Origin of the sequence: Nocardioides allogilvus (assembly GCF_003047285.1) — a bacterium.
Lineage (GTDB): Bacteria > Actinomycetota > Actinomycetes > Propionibacteriales > Nocardioidaceae > Nocardioides > Nocardioides allogilvus.
The window spans coordinates 18,748-41,567 of record NZ_PZYX01000008.1 but is presented as its reverse complement, the minus strand read 5'-3'; the positions used below and the strand labels follow the sequence as shown (position 1 = coordinate 41,567).

Annotated in this window: 23 protein-coding genes; 17 read left to right on the top strand and 6 right to left on the bottom strand. The window is 71.6% G+C overall.

The window, feature by feature from the left end; genetic code table 11:
* Positions 1-25 precede the first annotated feature (25 nt).
* The 8 genes from C9J87_RS19685 (at position 26) to tsaD (ending at position 7,288) form a co-directional block, all read left to right on the top strand.
* Positions 26-589 carry a LysM peptidoglycan-binding domain-containing protein gene (locus tag C9J87_RS19685; RefSeq protein WP_157953191.1) on the top strand — a complete coding sequence of 188 codons (564 nt, stop codon included), beginning with the start codon at positions 26-28 and terminating at the stop codon, positions 587-589.
* Between the two features lie 88 nt (positions 590-677).
* Positions 678-2,054, top strand: a complete 1,377-nt coding sequence (locus C9J87_RS12790; RefSeq protein WP_107705715.1) for an NAD(P)H-hydrate epimerase — start codon at positions 678-680, stop codon at positions 2,052-2,054.
* Between the two features lie 20 nt (positions 2,055-2,074).
* Complete coding sequence (alr, locus tag C9J87_RS12785; protein WP_107705714.1) at positions 2,075-3,202, top strand: alanine racemase; 1,128 nt, start codon at positions 2,075-2,077, stop codon at positions 3,200-3,202.
* 10 nt (positions 3,203-3,212) lie between these two features.
* Complete coding sequence (locus C9J87_RS12780) at positions 3,213-4,244, top strand: alpha/beta fold hydrolase (protein WP_107705713.1); 1,032 nt, start codon at positions 3,213-3,215, stop codon at positions 4,242-4,244.
* Entirely contained in the window at positions 4,241-5,128 is an 888-nt protein-coding gene (tsaE, locus tag C9J87_RS12775; protein WP_107705712.1) for a tRNA (adenosine(37)-N6)-threonylcarbamoyltransferase complex ATPase subunit type 1 TsaE, read from the top strand. The genes C9J87_RS12780 and tsaE overlap by 4 nt, the downstream gene beginning before the upstream one ends.
* A 14-nt stretch (positions 5,129-5,142) precedes the next feature.
* Positions 5,143-5,790 (top strand): tRNA (adenosine(37)-N6)-threonylcarbamoyltransferase complex dimerization subunit type 1 TsaB, encoded by a 648-nt coding sequence (tsaB, locus tag C9J87_RS12770; RefSeq protein ID WP_198652347.1) that lies wholly within the window; start codon positions 5,143-5,145, stop codon positions 5,788-5,790.
* Entirely contained in the window at positions 5,787-6,245 is a 459-nt protein-coding gene (locus tag C9J87_RS12765) for a GNAT family N-acetyltransferase (RefSeq protein ID WP_010831776.1), read from the top strand. The genes tsaB and C9J87_RS12765 overlap by 4 nt, the downstream gene beginning before the upstream one ends.
* Positions 6,242-7,288 carry a tRNA (adenosine(37)-N6)-threonylcarbamoyltransferase complex transferase subunit TsaD gene (tsaD, locus tag C9J87_RS12760; protein WP_010831777.1) on the top strand — a complete coding sequence of 349 codons (1,047 nt, stop codon included), beginning with the start codon at positions 6,242-6,244 and terminating at the stop codon, positions 7,286-7,288. Before C9J87_RS12765 ends, tsaD begins: the two co-directional genes overlap by 4 nt.
* A 10-nt stretch (positions 7,289-7,298) precedes the next feature.
* Here tsaD and C9J87_RS19995 read toward each other — a convergent pair whose 3' ends face one another.
* Together C9J87_RS19995 and C9J87_RS12750 are read right to left on the bottom strand one after the other, a co-directional pair.
* The gene (locus C9J87_RS19995) at positions 7,299-8,816 is read right to left on the bottom strand and encodes a hypothetical protein (protein WP_198652346.1); all 1,518 of its coding nucleotides are present in this window, start codon (positions 8,814-8,816) and stop codon (positions 7,299-7,301) included.
* Positions 8,816-9,253, bottom strand: a complete 438-nt coding sequence (locus C9J87_RS12750) for a hypothetical protein (RefSeq protein WP_107705710.1) — start codon at positions 9,251-9,253, stop codon at positions 8,816-8,818. Before C9J87_RS12750 ends, C9J87_RS19995 begins: the two co-directional genes overlap by 1 nt.
* A gap of 164 nt (positions 9,254-9,417) precedes the next feature.
* Here C9J87_RS12750 and C9J87_RS19680 point away from each other — a divergent pair, with 164 nt between their 5' ends.
* Genes C9J87_RS19680 through C9J87_RS12720 form a run of 6 tightly spaced genes read left to right on the top strand, consistent with a single transcriptional unit; the run spans position 9,418 to position 14,744 of the window.
* The gene (locus tag C9J87_RS19680) at positions 9,418-10,035 is read left to right on the top strand and encodes a hypothetical protein (protein ID WP_157953190.1); all 618 of its coding nucleotides are present in this window, start codon (positions 9,418-9,420) and stop codon (positions 10,033-10,035) included.
* Entirely contained in the window at positions 10,032-10,634 is a 603-nt protein-coding gene (locus C9J87_RS19675) for a hypothetical protein (RefSeq protein WP_157953189.1), read from the top strand. Before C9J87_RS19680 ends, C9J87_RS19675 begins: the two co-directional genes overlap by 4 nt.
* Positions 10,631-11,230, top strand: coding sequence for a hypothetical protein (locus C9J87_RS12735; RefSeq protein ID WP_036490098.1), 600 nt, complete (start codon positions 10,631-10,633; stop codon positions 11,228-11,230). Before C9J87_RS19675 ends, C9J87_RS12735 begins: the two co-directional genes overlap by 4 nt.
* Before the next feature lie 16 nt (positions 11,231-11,246).
* On the top strand, positions 11,247-12,332 hold the full coding sequence (locus tag C9J87_RS12730; protein WP_010831783.1) for an S-(hydroxymethyl)mycothiol dehydrogenase: 1,086 nt from the start codon (positions 11,247-11,249) through the stop codon (positions 12,330-12,332).
* The gene (locus C9J87_RS12725) at positions 12,332-12,940 is read left to right on the top strand and encodes an MBL fold metallo-hydrolase (protein WP_010831784.1); all 609 of its coding nucleotides are present in this window, start codon (positions 12,332-12,334) and stop codon (positions 12,938-12,940) included. The genes C9J87_RS12730 and C9J87_RS12725 overlap by 1 nt, the downstream gene beginning before the upstream one ends.
* A gap of 22 nt (positions 12,941-12,962) precedes the next feature.
* Positions 12,963-14,744 (top strand): glycoside hydrolase family 3 N-terminal domain-containing protein, encoded by a 1,782-nt coding sequence (locus tag C9J87_RS12720; protein WP_107705707.1) that lies wholly within the window; start codon positions 12,963-12,965, stop codon positions 14,742-14,744.
* Here the strand turns inward: C9J87_RS12720 and C9J87_RS12715 are convergent.
* Positions 14,741-15,925 carry a class I SAM-dependent methyltransferase gene (locus C9J87_RS12715; RefSeq protein WP_107705706.1) on the bottom strand — a complete coding sequence of 395 codons (1,185 nt, stop codon included), beginning with the start codon at positions 15,923-15,925 and terminating at the stop codon, positions 14,741-14,743. The genes C9J87_RS12720 and C9J87_RS12715 overlap by 4 nt on opposite strands.
* Before the next feature lie 62 nt (positions 15,926-15,987).
* Here C9J87_RS12715 and C9J87_RS12710 point away from each other — a divergent pair, with 62 nt between their 5' ends.
* The 3 genes from C9J87_RS12710 (at position 15,988) to groL (ending at position 19,220) form a co-directional block, all read left to right on the top strand.
* Positions 15,988-17,025, top strand: a complete 1,038-nt coding sequence (locus tag C9J87_RS12710; RefSeq protein WP_107705705.1) for a hypothetical protein — start codon at positions 15,988-15,990, stop codon at positions 17,023-17,025.
* Between the two features lie 186 nt (positions 17,026-17,211).
* Positions 17,212-17,505: a co-chaperone GroES gene (gene groES / locus C9J87_RS12705; protein WP_010831788.1), complete on the top strand. Its 294-nt coding sequence runs from the start codon at positions 17,212-17,214 to the stop codon at positions 17,503-17,505.
* 92 nt (positions 17,506-17,597) lie between these two features.
* Positions 17,598-19,220, top strand: a complete 1,623-nt coding sequence (gene groL / locus C9J87_RS12700; protein WP_010831789.1) for a chaperonin GroEL — start codon at positions 17,598-17,600, stop codon at positions 19,218-19,220.
* A gap of 60 nt (positions 19,221-19,280) precedes the next feature.
* On the opposite strand, the gene C9J87_RS12695 is transcribed toward groL, so the two are convergent.
* The 3 genes from C9J87_RS12695 to C9J87_RS12685 form a co-directional block, all read right to left on the bottom strand.
* A complete protein-coding gene (locus tag C9J87_RS12695) occupies positions 19,281-20,627 on the bottom strand; it encodes a hypothetical protein (RefSeq protein ID WP_107705704.1) in 1,347 nt (448 codons plus the stop codon).
* A complete protein-coding gene (locus tag C9J87_RS12690) occupies positions 20,621-21,157 on the bottom strand; it encodes a SigE family RNA polymerase sigma factor (RefSeq protein WP_010831792.1) in 537 nt (178 codons plus the stop codon). Before C9J87_RS12690 ends, C9J87_RS12695 begins: the two co-directional genes overlap by 7 nt.
* A 71-nt stretch (positions 21,158-21,228) precedes the next feature.
* Positions 21,229-22,782: a hypothetical protein gene (locus C9J87_RS12685; protein ID WP_156887138.1), complete on the bottom strand. Its 1,554-nt coding sequence runs from the start codon at positions 22,780-22,782 to the stop codon at positions 21,229-21,231.
* Positions 22,783-22,820 lie beyond the last annotated feature (38 nt).

The window sequence follows — 22,820 nt, the reverse complement described above, 5'->3', positions numbered from 1 at the left end:
TGACGATCACAAGTGAGGTAGTGACATGGGGTTCCTGGACAACGTCAAGGATGCGCTCAAGGACGCCGTCTCGACGCAGGCGTCGAAGGACGAAGAGGCCAAGGACGAGGCCGCCAAGAAGGACGACGTCGTCGTCGACAAGGCGGACACCACGACCGCTGACGACAAGGCGACGCCCGCGCCGCCGACCATCCCGGTCGACGCCGACAAGGCTGACACCACGACGGCCGAGCCGACCACCGAGCCGACCACCGGCCCGGTCCAGCCGGCCGACTCCGTCGTGCCTGCTCCCACCGAGACGGCCGAGGAGAAGGCCGCTCGCAAGGAGGCCAAGGAAGAGCGCCAGGAGGCCCGCGAGGACCGCCAGGAGCGCAAGGAGGACCGTCAGGAGGCCCGCGAGGACGCGCGCGAGAAGCGTGAGGACGCACGCGAGGCCGAGTTCGAGACCTACACGGTCAAGTCCGGCGACACGCTCTCCGAGATCGGCGCCCGCTTCGGCGTCTCCTACCAGGAGATCGCCCGGCTGAACAACATCGAGAACCCGGACCTCATCTTCCCGGGCCAGGTGTTCCGGATCCCGAAGAACTGATCCGACGCACCATCTCGACGACGCCCCGGCCATCGGCCGGGGCGTCGTCTGCGTCCACGAGCGGCGCGAAGTGAGTAGCGTGCCGGGCATGCGCCGAGCCCACACCGTCGCCCAGGTGCGTGCCGCCGAGGCCGCCCTGATGCGTGAGCTGCCCGACGGGGCCCTGATGCAGCGGGCCTCCTCGGGACTCGCACACGCCGTGCTGGACCTCCTCGGAGGCGGCTACGGGCGCCGCGTGCTGCTCCTGGTGGGCTCGGGTGACAACGGCGGCGACGCGGCGTACGCCGGAGCGCTGCTGTGCCGCCGCGGCGTGGCCGTCAGCGCGCTGCTGCTGGGGTCGAGCCACCACGTGGCCGCGATCGCCGCGTTGCGCGCGGCAGGCGGCCAGGTCGTGGACAGCCTCGAGGGACTGGCGCCGGACGTCGTGGTCGACGGCATCGTCGGCATCGGCGGACGTCCCGGGCTGCGCCCGGACGCCGCTGCCGCGGTGGCCGAGCTCGACGGCATCCCGGTGGTGGCCGTGGACGTCCCCTCCGGGGTGGACGTCGACACGGGCGAGGTCGAGGGGCCGCACGTCCGCGCCGACCTCACCGTCACCTTCGGCACCCACAAGGTGGCCCACCTCGTCGACCCGGCCGCCGACGCGAGCGGCGCGATCCACCTGGTCGACATCGGCCTGTCGCTGCCACCTGCCGAGGTCGAGGCGCTGCAGCAGCACGACGTGGCAGCTCTCCTGCCGCGGCCTGCCCGCAACGCCCAGAAGTACACCCGAGGAGTCGTCGGGGTCCAGGCGGGCAGCGACACCTATCCGGGCGCCGCGCTGCTGTGCGTCGCGGGTGCGTCGTGCGGGCTTGCCGGGATGGTGCGCTACGTCGGTCCCGACACCGTCGCCGACCGTGTCCGGGTCGTGCACCCCGAGGTGGTGGGGCCGGGTCGGGTCCAGGCCTGGGTCGTCGGACCCGGCGGTGGCGAGAGTGCGGGGGAGGCCCTGCGCGCTGCCCTGGCCGACGGCGTCCCGCTCGTGGTGGACGCCGATGCGCTGGCCGAGGTCGACGGGCCGTTCGCCGTACCGACCGTGCTGACGCCGCATGCAGGCGAGCTGGCCGCGATGCTCGGGGTGCCCCGCGAGACCGTCGAGGCCAGGCCGCTCGAGCACGCGCGGCTCGCTGCCGACCGCTACGACGCCGTCGTCCTGCTGAAGGGTCGGCACACCCTGGTCGCGCGGCCGGGCGGCCAGGTCCGGGTGACCACGACGGGGCTGCCGTGGCTGGCGACCGCAGGGGCGGGCGACGTGCTCGCCGGGCTGGTCGGAGCGTTGCTCGCGGCCGGGCTCGACGCCTGGGATGCGGCCTCCGTCGGCTCGTGGGTGCACGGCGCCGCAGCGACCGAGGCGTCGGGCGGCGGGCCGATCGTCGCGGGAGACGTCGCGCACGCTCTGGGCGGCGTGCTGCGGACCCTGGGTTGAGGGATGGAAGAATCCCCCGCATGACGTCGACCGCGCGCGCCGAGATCGTGGTCGACCTGGCCTCGATCCGGCACAACGTGCGCCGACTGCGCGAGCTGGTCGGCCCCGACGTCGCGATGATGACGGTGGTCAAGGCCGACGCCTACGGTCACGGCATGGTCGAGGTCGCGCGGGCCGCACGACAGGCCGGGGCGGACTGGCTCGGCGTGGCCACCCTGGACGAGGCGCTGGCCCTGCGGGCGGGCGGCGACACCGGTCGGGTGCTGTGCTGGCTCGCGGTGCCGGGGGAGGACTATGCCGCTGGGGTCGCCGCCGACATCGACCTGACGGCCTACTCACGAGCCGAGCTCGACGAGATCGCGCAGGCCGGCCCGCGACCGCGGGTGCAGCTGAAGGTCGACACCGGCCTGGCGCGCGGCGGCGCCGCCCGCGCCGACTGGCGCGACCTGTTCGCGCGCGCCGCCGAGCTCCAGCAGGCGGGACGCGTCGACATCACCGGCATCTGGTCCCACCTCGCGGCCAGCGACCAGCCCGACCACCCCGCGAACGACGCGCAGGAGACCGCCTTCCGCGAGGCGGTCGAGCTCGCGGATGTCCTCGGCGTGCGGCCCGGCCTGCGCCACCTCGCCAACTCGGCCGCCGCGGTGCTCCGGCCGTCCGCACGCTTCGACCTCGTGCGGTGCGGCATCGCGTCCTACGGCCTAGACCCGGCCCCGGGGGTGACCCAGGACCTCGACCTGGTGCCCGCGATGACGGTGCGTGCCGCGCTGGTGCTGAGCAAGCCCGTGGCCACCGGCGAGGGTGTGTCCTACGGCCACACCTGGGTCGCCGACCGCGACACCACCGTCGGCCTGGTGCCTGCGGGGTACGGCGAGGGCGTGCCCCGCGCCGCCGGCAACGTCGCCTCGGTCTGGGTCGGCGACCGGCTCCGCGCGATCCGCGGACGCGTCTGCATGGACCAGTTCATGATCGACCTCGACGGTGACCTGCCGCCGCCGGGCACCGAGGTTGTGCTCTTCGGGCCGGGCACCGGCGGGGAACCCACCGCGCAGGACTGGGCCGAGGCCCTCGAGACCATCAACTACGAGATCGTGACCCGGATCGGTGGTCGTTTCCGCCGCCGACACGTGCACCCGGACCCAGCATGAGAAGAGTCGCATGAGCATCACCCGCAGGCTGATCGGTGCTGCGGCCGGAATCGCCGCTGCCGGCATGGCCGTCGGCGTGGCCCAGCGCAGCCGGGTCATCGCGCGGCGCGGAGCCGGCGACGAGACCCCCTTCGGCTCGTTGCGCAGCGAGCCGCTGCACATCATCACCGACGACGCCACGGACCTGTATGCCGAGATCGACGAGGCCCCGTCGGAGCTGACCGTGATCTTCGCGCACGGATACTCCCTCAACCTCGACTGCTGGCACTTCCAGCGGGCGGGCTACCGCGGCCAGATCCGCACGGTGTTCTACGACCAGCGCTCGCACGGGCGCTCGGCCCGTTCGAGCGAGGCGGGCTCCACCATCGAGCAGCTCGGCAGCGACCTCAGGCGTGTCATCGAGCAGACCTCACCTGGTCCGTGCGTGCTGATCGGTCACTCGATGGGCGGGATGAGCATCGTCTCTCTCGCCGAGCAGCACCCAGAGCTCTTCGGTGACAAGGTCGTCGGGGTCGGCCTGATCTCCACCACGGCCGGTGGCCTGGACCCGGGTCGGATCCTGTTCCCGATGGTGCCGCTCGGGATCGGCGGCAAGGTGATGAGCCGGACCGTGCGCACGCTGCACCTCGGGCACCGCGCTGTCGACCTCGTGCGCAAGTGGGGCCACGCGTTCGCCGACGTGATCACGGAGCGCTACGCCTTCGGCGACGACGTGCCCGGGCACTACGTCGACTTCGTCTACGACATGCTCGACGCGACTCCCTTCTCCGTGGTCGCCGATTTCTATCCGGCCTTCGCCAGCCTCGACAAGTTCGACCACGTCGAGGTGCTGGGCCGGGTGCCCACCGCCGTCATCTGCGGGACCGAGGACAAGATCACCACCATCGGCCACGCCCGCAAGCTGCACGCGCAGATCCCGGGCTCGAGCCTGCTGGAGTGCGAGGGCGCCGGTCACATGGTGATCCTGGAGCGGCACGTCGACGTCAACGCCGAGCTCGACGACCTCATCGCGCTGGCCCAGCACGGGCCCGAGGCCTCGTGAGCCTCGACGTACGCCGTGTGGGAGCCGCCGCCGCCGCAGACGTGCTGCACGTCATCGGGACCGCGTTCGCCGCCCGGCCGGTGCTGGACCCGCCCGCCGACGCCCTGTCGGAGACCGAGGCCAGCGTGGCGGCCGAGCTGCGGGCCCACGGCGGGCTGCTGGCCACCCTCGACGGGGAACCGGTCGGCGCGTTGCTGTTCCGGCCCGACGGCGACGACATGGTGCTGCGCAGGTTCGGGGTCGTGCCGACTGCCCAGGGCAGGGGCGTGGCCCGCGCCCTGGTCCAGGCCGCGATCGAGCACACCCTCGGCCACTCCGCGCTCGCGGTCCTCGCGCGCGAGGAGCTGCCGGCCACCGTGGCGTTCTGGGAGGGACACGGCTTCCAGGAGACCGAGCGGCGAGCGCCGTACGTCGTCCTGCGTCGACCGCTGCCCACCTCGTGGGAGGCCGTGGACGCCGAGGAGATGCGCGCGCTGGGTGAGCGGCTCGGGCGCTCGCTGCACGCCGGCGACGTCGTCGTGCTCACCGGGGAGCTCGGGGCCGGCAAGACGACCCTGACGCAGGGCCTGGGCATCGGCCTGGGCGTGCGCGGGGCAGTCACCTCGCCGACCTTCGTGATCGCGCGCGTGCACCCGTCGCTGGTCGGCGGACCTGATCTGGTGCACGTCGATGCCTACCGTCTCGGCGGCATCGCCGAGCTCGACGACCTGGACCTCGACACCTCCCTCGACGACGCCGTCACGGTGGTGGAGTGGGGCGCGGGCCTCGCCGACGGGCTGGCGGACTCGCGGCTGGAGGTCACGATCACCCGGGCGCTGGCCGATGAGTCAGCCGACGCCGAGCTGGATCCACGGGTGGTCCACGCGCGCCGTGTGCGTGGCTGAGTAACCTCGCCATCGTGCTCCTCTCGTTCGACACCGCGACCTCACTGGTGACTGCTGCGCTCCACGACGGCCAGGACGTCGTGGACGAGCGGCTCTCCGAGCGCCCCATGAAGCACGGCGAGCACCTCGCTCCCTTGATCGAAGCACTGCTCACCGACAACGGGCTGGTCCGTCAGGACCTCACCGCGATCGCCGTGGGCGTCGGCCCCGGACCGTTCACCGGGCTGCGCGTCGGCCTCGTCACGGCCCGCACGCTGGCCCACGTCCTGGAGATCCCGGTCTATGGCGTCTGCACGCTCGACGTGGTCGCGATCGAGGCCATCGACACCGGTGCGGTGACGGGCGACTTCCTCGTGGCCACGGACGCACGCCGCAAGGAGGTCTACCTCGCGGCGTACGACGACCGCGGCCGTCGCACGGACGGTCCTGTGGTGGCCAGGCCGGCCGACCTGGCCAGCGACCTCCCCGTCGCGGGGGAGGGTGCCCTGCTCTACCCCGAGCACTTCCCCCGCGGGGTGGCACCGACGCGTCCCAGTGCAGGCTGGCTGGCCCGGGTGGTGGCCGAGGAACGTGCCGAGCTGCTGGACCCCGAGCCGCTCTACCTGCGCCGGCCAGACGCCGTCGTCAGCGGCCCCCGCAAGCCCGTGCTCCCGCCCGCATGATCCGGCCGGCCACCGAGGAGGACCTCCCGCAGGTTGCCGTCCTGGAGACGGAGCTCTTCGGCCCCGACGCCTGGGACGAGGTGGCCCTGCGTGCGGAGGTCCACGGCCCGGGCCGCCGGTTCGTGGTCGCTGTCGAGGAGGAACTGACCGGCTACGCCGTGTCCAGGTCGATCGGGGACGTCGTCGACCTGCAGCGCATCGCGGTGTCCCCGTCCCGCCAGCGCGAGGGGATCGCCGCGACCCTGCTCGCCGACCTGCTGGCCCACCCCGGCGACGCCGACCGGATGATGTTGGAGGTCAGCTCCCGCAACGACGCCGCGATCGCGTTCTACCTGCGCCACGGGTTCACCCGGTTGTCCGTCCGACCCCGCTACTACCGCGACGGCTCGGACGCGCTGGTGCTGGGCCGGGCCCTGCTCGTTGCCGACCAGGGATCGGGGAGGATGGGGACATGAGCGACGAACCCCTCGTGCTCGGCATCGAGACGTCCTGCGACGAGACCGGCGTCGGCATCGTGCGCGGACACACGCTGCTGGCCGACGCGGTGGCCAGCAGCGTCGAGGAGCACGCCCGCTTCGGCGGCGTCGTGCCCGAGGTCGCCAGCCGGGCCCACCTCGAGGCGATGGTGCCGACCATCGAGCGAGCCTGTGAGACCGCCGGCGTCAGCCTGCGTGACATCGATGCCATCGCGGTGACCTCCGGTCCGGGACTCGCCGGTGCCCTCCTGGTGGGGGTCGCCAGCGCCAAGGCGCTGTCGATCGGGCTCGGCAAGCCGTTGTACGGCGTCAACCACCTCGCCGCCCACGTCGCCGTCGACCAGCTCGAGCACGGGCCGCTCCCCGAGCCGTGCCTGGCGATGCTCGTCTCGGGCGGCCACTCCAGCCTGCTCAAGGTCGAGGACGTGACGGTCGGCGTGGACCCCCTCGGGTCCACCATCGACGACGCCGCGGGCGAGGCCTTCGACAAGGTCGCCCGGCTGCTCGGCCTGCCGTTCCCCGGTGGTCCGCACATCGACCGCGCCGCGGCCAGCGGCAACAGCGTCGCGATCGACTTCCCGCGAGGACTCACGGCGCGCAAGGACCTCGAGCGCCACCGCTTCGACTTCTCGTTCTCCGGGCTCAAGACCGCCGTCGCCCGGTGGGTGGAGGCGCAGCAGCGCGACGGGATCACCATCGACGTCGCCGACGTGGCTGCGTCCTTCCAGGAGGCGGTCTGCGACGTGCTCACCCGCAAGGCCCTCGACGCTGCCCAGTTCCACGGGATCGAGGACATCCTGATCGGCGGTGGGGTGGCCGCCAACAGTCGGCTGCGGGCGATGGCCACCGAGCGTGCCGAGGCCCGGGGCATCCGGGTCCGGGTCCCGCGGCCGGGCCTGTGCACCGACAACGGCGCGATGGTCGCGGCCCTGGGAGCAGAGCTCGTGAAGAGAGGTCGAGCGCCGTCGGCGCTCGACCTCCCAGCCGATTCCTCCCAGCCCATCACCACTGTCGTGGCCTGAGCCTGCTGCGTCAGTCCAGGACGCCCGGCGCGGTGGTGTCGTCGCCGAGCCAGTCCTGCTCGTAGACGAGGGCGTCACGCTGGGTGGAGCGCTCGTCGTTCTTCTTGTTCGAGCGACCGCCCGCGGTGGAGCCGTTGGCGCCCCGGCGGAACAGGCCCTTCATCTTGCCCTTGCCCGAGCCCTTGCCCGAGCTCTTGGAGCCGGTGGCACCGGCTGCGCCCGTGCGGTTGGCGCTGCCCTTGGTGCCAGCGCCTGATGCTCCGGCTGCCCCCGCACGACCGCCGGCACCGGCGCGCGAACCGGCGCCGGCTGAACGCGAGGAGCCGGCGGCTCCGGCTGCTCCGGCGCGGGTGCCTCCGGCTGCTCCGGCGCGGGTGGCGCCAGTGGCGGCACCGCGTGCTCCGGCGGCGGAACTGCGCGAGGTGGAAGCCGCGGTGGCGCCGCGGGTCAAAGAGCTGGCGCTGCCCGAACGGCCACCGGTGCCGATGCCACGCACGGACCCGCCCGTGGGCGCCTTGGCCGAACCGCTGAGCGGCGCGCCGCCCTTCATCATGCCCCCACCCAGGCCGGCTGCACCGGCCACGGCCGCGCCGCCGATGCCCGCGCTGGCACCGCCTGCACCTCCGCCCGTGGACGGGGCGCTGGGGTTGATGCCCTGGTAGGTGGTGCCGCCGTCGGTGGTGCCCTGGACGTTGCCCGTCGGCACGTCGACCGGGTTGAGACCGGTGGGCACCGGCGCTCCCGTCGGCCCGGGGTTCGGCGTGGGGTTGGGCGTCGGGTTGGGCGTCGGGTTGGGCGTCGGGTTGGGCGTCGGGTTGGGCGTCGGGTTCGGAGTGGGCGTGGGGGTCGGCGTCGGCGTGGGGGTCGGCGTCGGAGTAGGCGTCGGAGTAGGCGTCGGCGTCAGGGGGACGCCGGGACCACCCGGACCACCGGGACCACCCGGACCACCGGGACCACCGGGACCACCGGGACCGGACGGCTCCGGGTCGGACTCTCCGTGGATCTCCTGCATCACCACGGCTGCCTCGGCGTAGTCCTGGTCGAGCTTCGTCAGCGCGATCCGCGCCTTCTCCTCGGCCGCCGCTTCGTTCGCCTCGTACTGGGTGACTCCGGCGTTGTAGCTCGCCAGGGCTCGTGTCTCCGCCGGTGTGGGCTGCGCGCCGGGCAGTGGGCCCTCGGGCTTGGTGGGCATCTGGTTCATCGGGCCGGACAGCTGGATCCCGTTGCGAACCTTGATGGCCTCGAGCGCGGCGTCGTGCGCGACGGCCAGGGCTGCGGAGCCCTTCTCCATGTCTTTCGCGTCGGACTCGAGCTTGTCGCTGATCTGCCTGAACTTGGTGACCATCGCCCTGCCGGTTTCGCCCTCGATCTCGCTGTCGAGCGTCTTCGATCCCGTTCGGATGCTCTCGGCCACCCGGCTCAGGAGCAGGGCATTGGTGCGCCACTCGGTCGACGAGGAGCTGATGGACTCGTCGTTGGCGCTGCTCAGCGCCGCCTGGAGCTGGTCGCGGTAGTAGCGGCTTGCCATCAGTGATCACTCCCGGGTTCGTCGACCGGCGCAACGGGTGGGGTGTAGCGGTTGTCGTCCAGGCCGTCGACCGCGGCCTGGGTGCGGTTGAGCAGGGCGCGGGCAGCTGCCTCGGAGTCGGCGTCGGCGGACGACATCTCCTTGTCGAACTGCTTCATCGCGGTGCCGGTCGCCTGCAGGCTGGCCACGGCCTCGAGCACCGAGTTGGACAGGTGCTGGTGTGCCCTCGCGGTGTGCGACCCGAGGTTGCGGGCGCCGTACGTGCCACCGAAGACCTCGCCGTCCGGCTTCTTGAAGTGACCGTGCCCACCCTTGAGATTCAAGGAGTTTGACTCGAGGAGCGAGACGATGTTGTTGATGACGTCCGGCGGGACCGCAACGGCGTTGAGCGTGTTTCTGACACCGCTCAGGCCGCCGACGTCTGACAGCGTGATCATGGTGTGCCTCCCCTGTGGCTCCATGGTGCGGACAAGTATGAGTGGCGGCTGGCGCCGCGCTGGCGCTCATTCCCCGTCAGCGCGGGTCCCAAACCTGGCACCCGGATGTTCCCGACATAGTCTGCTCAACAGATTCTCATCGTCACCTCGGAAGGCGAAATCTCGTGACTTCACGCGTCAACTGCATGGTTCTCGGGTTGGCTCTCGCGCTTGCCCTTGCTGGCTGTGCGTCGGACCGGGGCGAAACCGCGCCCGATCCGCAGACGGCACCCACCACCAGCGGGTCCGCCGCTGAGACGCAGACAGCGACGGAGTCGCCGACCGAGGTCTCCACGACCGCGGCGGTCGACCCGGCCACGGGACCCAGGCTCGCCGTTCGCGGGCTCAGCGTGAACGCCCCCGCGGGCTGGCGTGCCACCCGCCCCTATGCGGTCATGGCGTCGGCGGTTCCGCCCGGGGCGACCGAGACGATCGCCTCCGTCTACCGCTTCCCCAACAGTGGCCTGTTCACCGTGGACGAGCTGGGCGACAGCTACCGCAGCCAGAGCCGTGCGAAGTTCAAGCTGAAGCGACTGGAGGACGTCGAGCTCGACGGGCAGACCTCCTTCCACGTCGCCGGGAAGGCCAACCCGGGCGAATACTTCGAGACGTTCGGCTCCATCGTCAACGACGACCACCTGTTGATCTTCTTCGAGTTCCACGACGGCGAGGACAAGGCGACGCGTGACGAGATCATTGCCAGTGTTCTCGCGACGGTCGACTATCGAGAGGTGAAGCAGTGACCAGTGCCCGGCTCGCCCTCGCCTCCCTCATGTGTGTTGCCGGTCTCGCGGCCTGTGGTGGCGACGACGATGCCGGGGCGGATCCAGCCGACCCGAGCACGACTTCCACCCAGTCGACCGAGGCGTCGACCCAGTCGGCTTCCGAGTCCCCGAGCCCGTCGGTGGCTCCCGCAACCGGGCCGAGGATCGCTGTGCGCGGGGTTCGGGCGAACGCCCCTGAGGGATGGGTGGCGACTCCCGCTTATGCGGTCATGTCCGGGGCTGCGCCACGAGATGCGATCGGGACGACGGTCTATGTGTTCCGCTTCCCCAACAGCGGCCAGCTGACGTTGGACGGGCTCGGGGAGGAATCGCGCAGGAGCGGAGGCTGGAAGTTTCCGCTGAAGCGTCTCGACGATCTCGAGCTGGACGGCCAGCCGGCCTTCCACGTGGCCGGTAAGTCGAATCCCGGGGAACACGTCGAGCGGTTCGGTGCGATCTTGAACGACGACCGACTGACGGTGACGTTCGAGTTCGTCAACGGCGAGGACAAGGCGACGCGTGACGAGATCATTGCCAGTGTTCTCGCGACGGTCGACTATCGAGAGGTGAAGCAGTGACCAGTGCCCGGCTCGCCCTCGCCTCCCTCATGTGTGTTGCCAGCCTTGCGGCCTGCGGCGGCGACGATGCGGGGGCTGATCCAGCCAGCCCGAGCACGACCTCCACCGAGTCGACCGCGGCGTCGGCCGAGACCCCGAGCCCGTCGGAGACGACACCGACCGTGGAGCCCGCCGACGGTCGCAAGCTCAAGCACGACCTCGCCGAGATCACCATGCCGAAGGGCTGGACGGAGCAGGACAACTTCGGTGTGCCGTTCATCCGGCAGGGCGCCGACACCTTCGGCGCGCTGACCTTCTCCGAGCTCGGCGGGGAGGACGACCAGGCCACCTCGCTGGACCGGATCGCCAAGCGCCAGCTCCGCATCGGGGCCGAGCCGGGAGTGAAGAGGATGGACGACGTCGTGCTCGGCGACGGCACCAGGGCCTACAGGTTGGCGGGTCGGGTCAACTCGGTCACCTACGACGAGACCTACGGCTCCCTGATCGGCAACATCGAGTACGTCCTGGAGTTCTCGTTCACGACGGAGTACGGCACCATCGCCGAGGCCAAGGAGATCATCGCCTCGATGCTCGCCACGTGGGACTTCAACCCCTGATCCGAAGGAGCACGACATGCAGCAGGTGAAGGGCGTCGTCGCCCGCGCCAAGGGCCAGCCGGTCACGGTCGAGACGATCAACATCCCCGACCCGGGTCCGGGTGAGGCGGTCGTCAAGGTCCAGGCCTGCGGGGTCTGCCACACCGACCTGCACTACCGCGAGGGCGGGATCAACGACGAGTTCCCGTTCCTGCTCGGCCATGAAGCGGCCGGCATCGTCGAGTCCGTCGGAGACGGTGTCACCGGGCTCGAGGCTGGGGACTTCGTCGTACTCAACTGGCGTGCCGTCTGTGGCAGCTGTCGTGCGTGCCACCGGGGCGAGCCGTGGTACTGCTTCGCGACGCACAACGCGACCCAGAAGATGACGCTCGAGGACGGCACCGAGCTGTCCCCGGCCCTGGGCATCGGATCCTTCGCCGAGAAGACGCTGGTCGCCGCTGGCCAGTGCACGAAGGTCGACCCGTCCGCCCGCGCGGCTGCCGTCGGCCTCCTCGGCTGCGGCGTGATGGCCGGCCTCGGTGCGGCCATCAACACCGGCAACGTGAGCCGCGGCAAGTCCGTCGCGGTGATCGGCTGCGGTGGTGTCGGGATGGCGGCCATCGCGGGCTCGGCGCTCGCGGGCGCCTCGAAGATCATCGCCGTCGACATCGACGACACGAAGCTCGAGTGGGCCCGCAGCATGGGTGCCACCGACACGATCAACTCGAAGGGCATCGACCCGGTGGCGGCGATCCAGGCCCTCACCGACGGCAACGGCGCCGACGTCGTGATCGACGCGGTCGGCCGCCCCGAGACCTGGAAGCAGGCCTTCTACGCCCGCGACCTGGCCGGCACCGTCGTGCTCGTCGGTGTGCCGACACCGGACATGAAGATCCCCGACATCCCTCTCATCGACGTCTTCGGCCGCGGAGGGGCGCTCAAGTCGAGCTGGTACGGCGACTGCCTCCCGTCCAGGGACTTCCCGATGCTCGTCGACCTCTACCAACAGGGACGCCTCGACCTCGACGCGTTCGTCACCGAGGAGATCGGCCTCGGCGACGTCGAGGCTGCGTTCGAGAAGATGCACGACGGCAGCGTGCTCCGCTCGGTGGTGGTGTTCTGATGACCGTCCGTGTCGACCACGGCGTCACCTCCGGCACGTTCTCGCTCGACGGCGAGATCCACGAGGTCGAGAACAACATCTGGGTGATCGGTGACGACACCGACTGCATCGTCATCGACGCGCCGCACTCGGTCGAGGACATCCTCGCGGTGGTGGACGGCCGCACCGTCAAGGCGATCCTGTGCACCCACGCCCACGACGACCACGTCCGCGTCGCCCCCGCCCTGCGCGTGGCCACCGGGGCGCCGATCCTGCTGCACCCCGACGACCGTCCGCTGTGGGAGCTCACCCATGCCGACGAGCTGTGGGACGTCGACATCACCGACGGCCAGTCGATCAAGGTCGGCGGCGCCGCGCTGACGGTCCTGCACACGCCGGGACACGCGCCGGGTGCGGTGTGCATCTACGTCCACGACCTCGGCTGCGTCTTCACCGGCGACACCCTGTTCCAGGGCGGGCCGGGCGCGACCGGCCGCTCGTTCAGCGACGCCCGCGTGATCGAGCAGTCCATCCGTCGTCGGCTCTTCGACCTGCCCGACGAGACCGTCGTCCACACCGGCCACGGCTCCGACACCACCATCGGCGCCGAGCGGGCCAACCTCGGCTGAGCCCGGCTGAGAGGATGGGCCGGTGCGCCGGTTCCTCCCCCTGATCGTTGCGCTGAGCCTGCTGGGCTCGGCGTGCTCGGGCGACCCCGAGGCAGGGGAGCCGACTCCGTCCGGATCGTCGGCGCCGACCGCCGAGGCGACGCAACCTCCGACACCTGCCGAGCGCCTCGGTCTCGTCGAGGGCTGGGGCCCGACGACCGCGGAGCTCGAGCGCGCAGCCCGCATCGTCGGCCGGATGCGGCTGCCCGACCTCGCCGGGCAGGTCATCGTCGCGGAGTGGCAAGGTACCGCGCCGCCGGTCGCGATGGTGCGTGACCTGCACCTCGGCGGGGTCATCGCCTTCGCCGACAACGTCTCGTCCACCCAGCAGATCCGTGACGTCAATGCCACGCTCGAGCGCGCCGTACGCCGCACGTGGCCGCTGTTCCTCTCCGTCGACCAGGAGGGCGGCATCGTCGAGCGGATCAAGAGCGACGCGACGCGGTTCCCGACGTTCATGAGCGCCGGCGCGGCCGGCGAGGTGCGGCTCACGAAGAACGCGGCCCGCGCCAGCGGGGCCGAGCTGCGCGGGCTCGGCTTCGACGTGGTCTTCGCTCCCGAGGCCGACGTCACCTCGGGTCCGGGTGATCCCACGATCGGCTCGCGCTCGGTCGGCTCCGACGTCACCACCGTGATCGAGCACGTCGGTGCGGCGGTCGACGGCTACACCGCCGCCGCGCTGGTGCCGGTGCTCAAGCACTTCCCGGGACACGGCTCGGTCCCGCAGGACAGCCACCTCACGCTGCCCGTGCAGACCCGGACGCGCAAGCAGCTCGGCGCGGTCGACCTGGCGCCCTTCGCCGCGGCCGTCGAGCAGGGCGTGCCGGCGATCATGGCCGGCCACATCGACGTGCGCGCCCTGGATCCGAAGGTGCCGGCCTCGATGTCCAAGGTCCTGGTCACCGACGTGCTGCGCGGCGAGCTCGGCTTCGACGGGCTGGTCGTCACCGACTCGCTCTCCATGGCAGGGGTGCGGGCGACGTACGACGCGGCGCGCTCGGCCGTGCAGGGGCTGCGCGCCGGCAACGACGTCCTGCTGATGCCGCCCTCGCCGGCGGCGGCCCGTGCCGGCATCGTGGCCGCGGTGAAGGCCGGGCGGCTGAAGCGGGCCCGTCTCGAGCAGGCCGCGGCCCGCCAGATCGCGCTGCTGCTGCACTACGAGGGGGACCGCCGAGACCAACGAGGTCGCCCGCCGGGCGCCGGTCGCGCGGCCTCCCGTGCGCTGAGCGCGGCGGCGCTGACGGTGGTGGCGGGCAGCTGCCGAGGCCGGTTGGTGGGCTCCTCGGTCACCCCGGTCGGCGACCCGGTCGCGGTTGCGAACTTCTCGAGCGCCGCGCGCGCAGCGGGCCTGACCGTGCTGGTGCGACAGGCCCCACCCGCGTCGCTGACCGACATCGAACCGGCGCCCGCGCGCAAGAAGAAGGAGAGCCGCAAGGCCTTCGCGCGGCGCAAGCAGGCCTGGCAGGCACGCGAGCGGCAACGCGCCTCGGCGCTCAGCCGGTTCGTCGCCGCCGAGGACACCCGGCTCGCCAGCGGCACCAACATCGGGTTCAGCGGCTACCAGGACGCGGCCCACGACGGCGAGATCGCGGTCGCGACCAACACGCCCTACGTGCTCGGCCAGCTGCAGGCGCCGGTGCGGATCGCGGCGTACGGCGACACACCGGGCGCCATGTCGGCGCTGGTCGACGTGCTGCTCGGGAAGGCGCGCGCGAAGGGCTCGCTGCCGGTGCCCGTGCCGGGCGTCGAGCGCAAGGGCTGCTAGAAGGGCTCGACGAGCAGGGCAGTGCCGGAGCCCGCGACGCGGGTCATCACCAGCGTCGCCGTGTTGTCGCCGCGCAGGTCGAGGCGCTTGCGCAGCTGTTCGGGCACGACCTCGACGCCACGCTTCTTGATCGTCAGGGAGCCGATGCTGCGCTCGCGCAACGCTGCCTTGAGCGGCTTCTCGCGATAGGGGACCTCCTCCAGGACCCGGTAGGACCGGGCGAAGGGGGTGCGGAACGACGAGTCGCTGGTGACGTAGGCGATGTGCTCGTCGAGCAGCCCGCCGTCGACGCCGGCCGCGACCGCGGTGACGAGACCCGCGCGGATCACGGCGCCGTCGGGCTCGTAGAGGAAACCGCCCAGCTCTCGGACCGGGCGCGCGAGCCCGGTGAAGGGATCGTCCTCGTCGGTGAGGGTGGCGAGCCCACCGTCGCCGATCACCGTCGCGCGGCGGTCGGTGGTGGCGAAGACCGGCGCCCACAACACCGCCTCCTTGACGTCGCCGCCGTCGCTGACCCACTCGGCCTCCACGCCCTCCGGGATCACGTCGTGGGGGATGCCGGGGGCGACCTTCACGACGCCGCGTCCGGCGAGCAGGTCGAGCACGAAGGGCCACGGCGGCGTCCAGCCGTCCACGTCGAAGACGCGGCCCCGGGCACCTCGTCGGGCGGGGTCGGCGAAGGCGGCCCCGAAACCGCTGGGGTCGATGGCGGCCACGTCCGCGACCTCGACCGCGCCGGGCAACCCGAGCGCGGCCAGGTTGGCGCGAGCCGCGGCCACGCGCACGGGGTCCAGGTCGACACCGGCCGCCGTGAGGCCCGCACGGGCGAACGCGATCAGGTCGCCGCCGATGCCGCACCCCAGGTCGATGACGCTGGTCGGCTGGGCCGCCGCCAGTCGGGCAGCGCGGTGGTCGGCCACCCGGAGTCGCGTCGCCTGCTCGAGCGCGTCCGGTGTGAAGAACATGTGGGGTGCCAGGTCGCCGAACTTCGCCACCGCGCGCGTCCGCAGCTCGGCCTGGGTCAGTGCCGCCGCGGCCCGCTCGGGGTCCGGCTCCGCCTTGCGCACAGCGGTCGCGGCGCGGACGGGATCGCCCGCCGCGTCGACGTACGCCCCCATCGCCACCTCGAGGAGGTCACGGCCCGCATCGGTGAGCAGCCATTCGAGCGTGGAGACGTCCATCCGCGCATCTTGTCAGGTGGTTCGTGGCGTCCCGACAGGGCGGAGATGGGAGGGTCTTCCTCGTGCGCAAGTCCCTCTGGCCCGTGGCCCTGGTCATCCTCATCGCCTCGCTCGCCGGAGGCGCCGTGTGGCTCTCCCAGCAGCAGCGGGACGGGCTGGAGGCGGGCACGCTGATCGCCGAGGACGCGGTCGACGCACTCGTGGGTCGCACCGCGGAGGTCAGGGTGCCTTGGGGGAGCCTGCAGGTGACCGTGTCCGAGCCGCTCGCGGAGACCGCCGAGGGCACGCAGGCCGGACATGACGCGAGCCTCGTCGGGGTCCAGGTCGCCCTGGACGGCCCCGAGGACCTGCTGGTGGCGGACCGGCTGCCCGACGGGGCGCTGGAGGACCCGACCTTCACGCTGGTCGCGGACGGGGAGGAGTTCCTCCTCGAGGGGCTCAACGGCTGGGTGAAGGACAATCAGGTCGCACAGGTCGCGCGGCGCCAGTACGTCGCGCTGAAGGGTGAGCCCGCCGAGATCGCCCTGCGGGTGGGCTACGACGGCGTCGACCAGGTCGTCGACGGACTCACCGGGACGCTCGACCGGTCCGCCGCCGAGCCGCTCTACCAGCTCGGCTTCGCCGCCGGTGCCCAGCCGTGCGGCGACCCCCTGTGGAGCCCCGAGGCCTCCGACGCTGGCAAGGCCGTCACCACTTGCCTGGTCTCCTCGTCGGCCCAGCGTCCCTACGTCGCCGGCCTGGGCTGGGCCCCGGAGGGCCGCAGCTGGCTGGTCGTCACGCTGCTGGGCGGCGCACCCACCGAGTTCGCAGGTCCGAACGGCACCTACGACGTGGCCGAGTCGGAGTCGACGTACCTCCTCGACGGGCAGGCGCCCGACGAGGCCTTCGCGCTCAACGACGCTCTGCCCGCCGGTGCGGTCGAGGACGCCAACGACCCGCAGGTCCTTGTCTTCGAGGTCGCCCCGGACCGCCCGACCGGCCAGTTCGAGGTCCGCACCAGCCTGACCGGTGAGACCGAGGTGGCGACCGCCAAGCAGGGCAAGGGCAAGGGGCGGACCAGGACGTTCGAGGCGCTGGTCGCGCTGGGGGCCTTCGTCTGAGTCTGCGCTAGCACTCGGAAGGGGGGAGTGCTAACGTCTGGGCTGGCACTCTCGCCATGAGGGTGCCAGCGCTTGCAATGACGTGCGATCCCCGCGACGGCGCGCATCACGGCAAGCCCAAGCGTGCGAGGAACATCCGTTTCTCGAGTCCCAGTTCAGCCCAACGTGGAAAGTGGAGGTCGACAAGTGTCGGTCAACATCAAGCCCCTCGAGGACCGCATCGTCGTCAAGCCGCTCGACGCCGAGCAGACCACGGCCTCTGGCCTGGTCATCCCGGACACCGCCAAGGAGAAGCCCCAGGAGGGCGAGGTCATGGCTGTCGGTCCGGGTCGCGTCGACGACAACGGCAACCGCGTGCCCGTCGATGTCGCTGTCGGTGACAAGGTCATCTACAGCAAGTACGGCGGCACCGAGGTCAAGTACGCCGGTGGCGAGTACCTCATCCTGAGCGCCCGCGACGTCCTCGCAGTCGTTTCCTGATCCATCCGCCCGGAGCGTCATGGGAAGCGGTCGTCTCGACGACCAGGCCCCATGACGTCCCGGGCGGTTTCTCTTTCACTAGGAGCATCTGAATGCCCAAGATTCTGGAATTCGACGAGAACGCCCGTCGCGCCCTCGAGCGCGGCGTCGACGCCCTCGCCAACGCCGTCAAGGTGACCCTCGGCCCGAAGGGTCGCTACGTCGTCCTCGACAAGAAGTGGGGCGCCCCCACGATCACCAACGACGGTGTGACCGTCGCGCGTGAGATCGAGCTGGACGACCCGTTCGAGAACCTCGGCGCACAGCTGTGCAAGGAGGTCGCCACCAAGACCAACGACGTCGCCGGTGACGGTACGACGACCGCGACCGTGCTCGCGCAGGCGATGGTCCACGAGGGCCTCCGCGCTGTCGCGGCCGGCGCCAACCCGATGGGCCTCAAGCGCGGCATGGACGCTGCGGCAGAGGCCGTCGGCGACGCTCTGCGCGAGGCCGCCCGCGAGGTGGAGTCCAAGGAGGACATGGCGTCCGTCGCCACGATCTCCTCGCGCGACTCCCACATCGGCGAGCTGCTCGCCGAGGCCTTCGACAAGGTCGGCAAGGACGGCGTGATCACGGTCGAGGAGTCCAACACCATGGGCACCGAGCTCGAGTTCACCGAGGGCATGCAGTTCGACAAGGGCTACATCTCGGCCTACTTCGTCACCGACCCCGAGCGCATGGAGGCCGTCCTCGACGACGCCTACATCCTCCTGCACCAGGGGAAGATCGGCTCGATCCAGGAGCTGCTGCCCCTGCTCGAGAAGGTCATCGCCGCCGGCAAGCCGCTCTTCATCCTCGCCGAGGACGTCGAGGGCGAGGCGCTCTCGACCCTGGTCGTCAACAAGATCCGCGGCACGTTCAACGCCGTCGCGGTCAAGGCGCCCGCGTTCGGTGACCGTCGCAAGGCGATGATGCAGGACATCGCCGTCCTCACCGGCGGCCAGGTCGTCGCTCCCGAGGTCGGCCTCAAGCTCGACCAGGTCGGTCTCGAGGTGCTGGGCCAGGCCCGTCGCGTCGTGATCACCAAGGACAACACCACGATCATCGAGGGTGCCGGCGACGCCAGCGCCGTCGAGGGCCGCGTCAACCAGATCAAGGCCGAGATCGAGTCCTCGGACTCCGACTGGGACCGCGAGAAGCTCCAGGAGCGCCTCGCCAAGCTCGCCGGCGGTGTCTGCGTGATCAAGGTCGGCGCCGCCACCGAGGTGGAGCTGAAGGAGAAGAAGCACCGCATCGAGGACGCCGTCTCCGCGACGCGCGCCGCGATCGAGGAGGGCATCGTCCCCGGCGGTGGCTCCGCGCTCATCCACGCGGTCTCCGTGCTCGAGGACAACCTCGGCCTGACCGGTGACGAGGCCGTCGGCGTGCGCATCGTGCGCAAGTCCGCCGACGAGCCGCTGCGCTGGATCGCCGAGAACGGTGGCGTCAACGGCTACGTCGTGACCACCAAGGTCCGCGAGCTCGGCCTCGGCAACGGCTACAACGCCGCGACCGACACGTACGGCGACCTGGTGGCCCAGGGCGTCCTCGACCCGGTCAAGGTCACCCGCTCCGCACTGGTCAACGCCACCTCGATCGCGGGCATGCTGCTCACGACCGAGACGCTGATCGTGGAGAAGCCCGAAGAAGAAGAGCCGGCTGCCGCCGGTGGTCACGGCCACGGCCACGGTCACTGATCGACCCAGCTCCACGACGACGCCCCGCCCGGTGATCCGGGCGGGGCGTCGTGCGTGTGCTCAGTCCTGCCACTCCGCAAGGACCTGGGTGGCGCCGTTGCCGCGGTTGGCGGAGGTGTCCCACATGACGTGGCCGGCCGGGGCCGCGCCGCCGAGCTCCCACTTCGACACCGACTCGCTGACGCGGACGAAGCTGTCGTCGGAGAGGTCGTAGACGTAGTAGCCCTCCGAGCCGCGCTGGAAGGCGCGCACCCGGACCAGGCCGGGCTCGCCCCCGCTGCCCAGGGAGCCGTCGATGTCGCTGTCCTGGATGGTGACGACCTGCTCACCCGTGGTCGAGAGCACCTGGACCCGGTCGTCGCGGACCCCGTCCTCGTAGGTGCCGCAGTACTGCCCCAGCACGATCCGGTCGTCGGTGGCGCCGAAGGCCAACAGGTTGCACTTCTCGCCCGACTGCGGATCGAACTCGGTCTCCTCGCCCGTGGCCAGGTCGCGCACGTGCACCAGCCCGCTGTCGCCGTTGGTGCGATCGGTCCACACCATCGACTCGTCGGTGAAGGCGAGGTCACCGAAGCGCACGCCCTCGTCGCGGACGTCATCGGGATCGGTGAGCGACACCGACCACAGGTCATGGCTGTCGCCCTGAGCATCGGCGTCCTCCGCGTCGCCGCCGGGCTGGATGGGCCACCCGCCGGGCGGGGGCTTCCCCTGCGTCGCCGGCACCCCGACGTACAACCGACCGTCGGGACCGAGCTGGGCCGAGGGGAACTCGAGCCGGGGCAGCCCGGGCCAGGACATGGTGGACCACTCGCGGCTCTGGCGGTCGAAGGTGAGCAGCCGCAGGTCGCCGCGGAGCTCGCCGCCGTCGCCCTCGTAGTGCATCGTGCTCCACAGCAGGCGGTCCGTGCCGAGGTCGACCGGACGGATCTGCTCGAGGCTCTCGGGTGGGGCTGGCAGCCAGTCCTTCTCGCCGGTGGCCGGGTCCATGAGCGCCAGCCGGTTGGTCCGGTCCTGGGCGTCCGGGGCGTCGCGGAAGAGCACCAGACCGTCGTCGGTCAGCCCGTCGAGGTACTGCCCGTTGTCCGAGTCGAGGTCCTCGTTGGTGTAGGTCGTGAGCACGCGGTAGTCGTCGCCCTCGACGGCCGGAGTCGCGTCGGCCAGGCGCAGCACGGTTCCCGCAGGAGTGGGGACGCCTGCGGAGGCGAGGTCCGGGGGAGAGCGGAAGCCGTCGAGCGCGAGGGTCGAGCCGACCACCACGGTCGCGGCCAGTCCTGTCGCGCCGATCACGGCCGCGCGGCGGCGCCGGACCCGTGAGCGCCCGGAGCGCAGCACGGCGGCGGCGTCGAAGGCGGCGTACGGCGGGTTGTCACTGGTCTCGTTGAGCAGGCTGCGGAGTTCGTTCACCATGACGAGGTCCCCTCGTTGAGAATCACGAGCTCGCCGGTCGGCGACTCGTCGAACATGGACCGCAACGAGTCCAGGGCACGCGAGGTCTGGCTCTTGACGGTTCCCTGGCTGCACCCGAGTGCGGCGGCCGTGGCGGCGACATCGAGGTCCTCGAAGTAGCGCAGCACGACGCAGGCTCGTTGTCGGGGTGGCAGCTTCTCGAGCGCGACGACCAGTGCCCTGCGGGCGGTCACCGCCTCCGCCACGTCCTCGCCGGTGGCCACCGAGGCATCGGCCTCGGTCGCATACTCCGTGCTCGAGCGCTTGCGGGCGGAGTCGAGGAAGGCGCTGACGACGGCCTTGCGGGCATAGGCGTGCTCACCACCCGAGCGCCGCATCTTCGGCCACGCGACGTAGACGCGGATGAGTCCCTCCTGCACGTGGTCCGCCGCCCGGTCCCAGTCCCCGCACAGGAGGTAGGCCGCGCGGCGCAGGCGTGGCTGGGTGGACTGCGCGAACTCGACGAAGGCCATCTCGTCAGCGGGCTTCATGCGAGGCCCTCCCGAGGGTGCTGGTGCGATCCATGCTGGGTGAACGAGGTGGACCGGGCAAACGGTTGCACCTACGGCAGCACCACTTCGTCGAAGGTCGCGTCGCAGTCGATGCTGAGCGTCGGGCGGTCCAGCTCCCGCCGGAGGTAGACGCGGTAGGCGCTGCAGGCGATGGCCACCAGCTGGTAGCCCTCGAGCAGGTCGAGGCGGACCTTGTCGGTGCCCGCCTCCGACCACTCGTCGAGCCGCTTGGACTGCACGAACCAGGCCGGCGCGCGCGGCCCGTCCAGCACGCTCGCGAGGTCGCTGAGGTCCGGGTCGAGCGTGCGCATGGGCAGTGACCACAGGTGCTCGTACGGCGACGGCAGCCCGCTCGCCCACTGGATGTCCGCGCGCCCGCCGTACACGACGAGGGTGTCGCCGGGCTCGGCCGCGACCGCGATGGCACGACCGGTGCGATATTCGGTCGGGGGATAGCTGCCGACGGTGCGCTTCCACTCGGCCAGCGACAGCACTGAGACGATCACGGTGAACACGATCACCGCCCGCGTGACGATCGCGGTCCAGTGCCGCCACTGCCGGGTCATCAGCGTCTCGTCGGCGAGCAGCAGGGCGAGGCAGAGCGCGGCGGGGGCGATCGGCACGAGGAGGTAGGTGCGCCAGTAGCTGCCGCTCAGGAACACCCCGGCGGTGTCCACGACCAGCATCGCCACGACCGCCGCCGCCGGGACGCTCGCACGGCGGAGCAGGCGGGGCAGGCGGAGCAGGAACCACACGCCCAGGGCCCCCAGGCCGGTGTCGAGGACGATCTGGAGCAGGGTGTCGATCCGGGCGTCGATCGTGCTCGACGGCTGGGTGGCCAGCACCGTGTTGGCATCGAGCCGGAAGCCGAGGGTCACGTAGGCCAGCGTGGACAGGTGGACGCCCGCGGCCAGGCACCAGACCACGGTGGCGAGGACAGGCAGCAGTGCTCCGGCAAGCGCGGCGCCCGCGAGCCGGAGGAAGTCGCGGCGCTCGAGGCGGGACGTGACCAGTGCGGCGACGAGCAGGACGCCACCGAAGACCAGCCCCCCGAACAGGTTCTGCTTCACCCCGATCGCGAGGGTGGCCAGCGCCCCCGCCGCGGCCGCGTGGAGCCAGGAACGGCGCAGGAGCGCGTCGGTCGCGAACCAGCACGACGCCATGACCACCGGCAGGCCGAGGATCTCGCCCTTGGCGGCGACCGAGTCGATGGCGGCATGGGACGTCAGCGCCGCCGTCGCGACGGCCACCCATGCGCCGATCCGCGCGGCGTCGCGCGCCCCGGCGTAGTCCGCGAGGCGGCGGGCCGTGCCGGCCGCGGCGAGGACGAACAGGGCCGCGGCCAGGGCGGCGACGACCCGGATGAAGTAGGGCCCGCCGATCCAGTCGCTGAGCTTGAAGAGCGCGATGATCGGCGGTGGCCGGTCGACCCAGTAGGTGCCGAACATGCTGTCCGGCTGCGGGCGCCAGGCGCGGGCCACGAGCAGGAAGCCGGCCTCGTCGGGGCGTAGCGGCCACTGCAGCGACGGCACCCGCCCGACCACGGCCGCGACCATCGCCAGCGCGACCACCACGCGGGGTGACGGTCGTGGCAGGGGCGGCATCGGCCCATTGTGCTGGGTGCACCAGTGGGCCGTTAGAC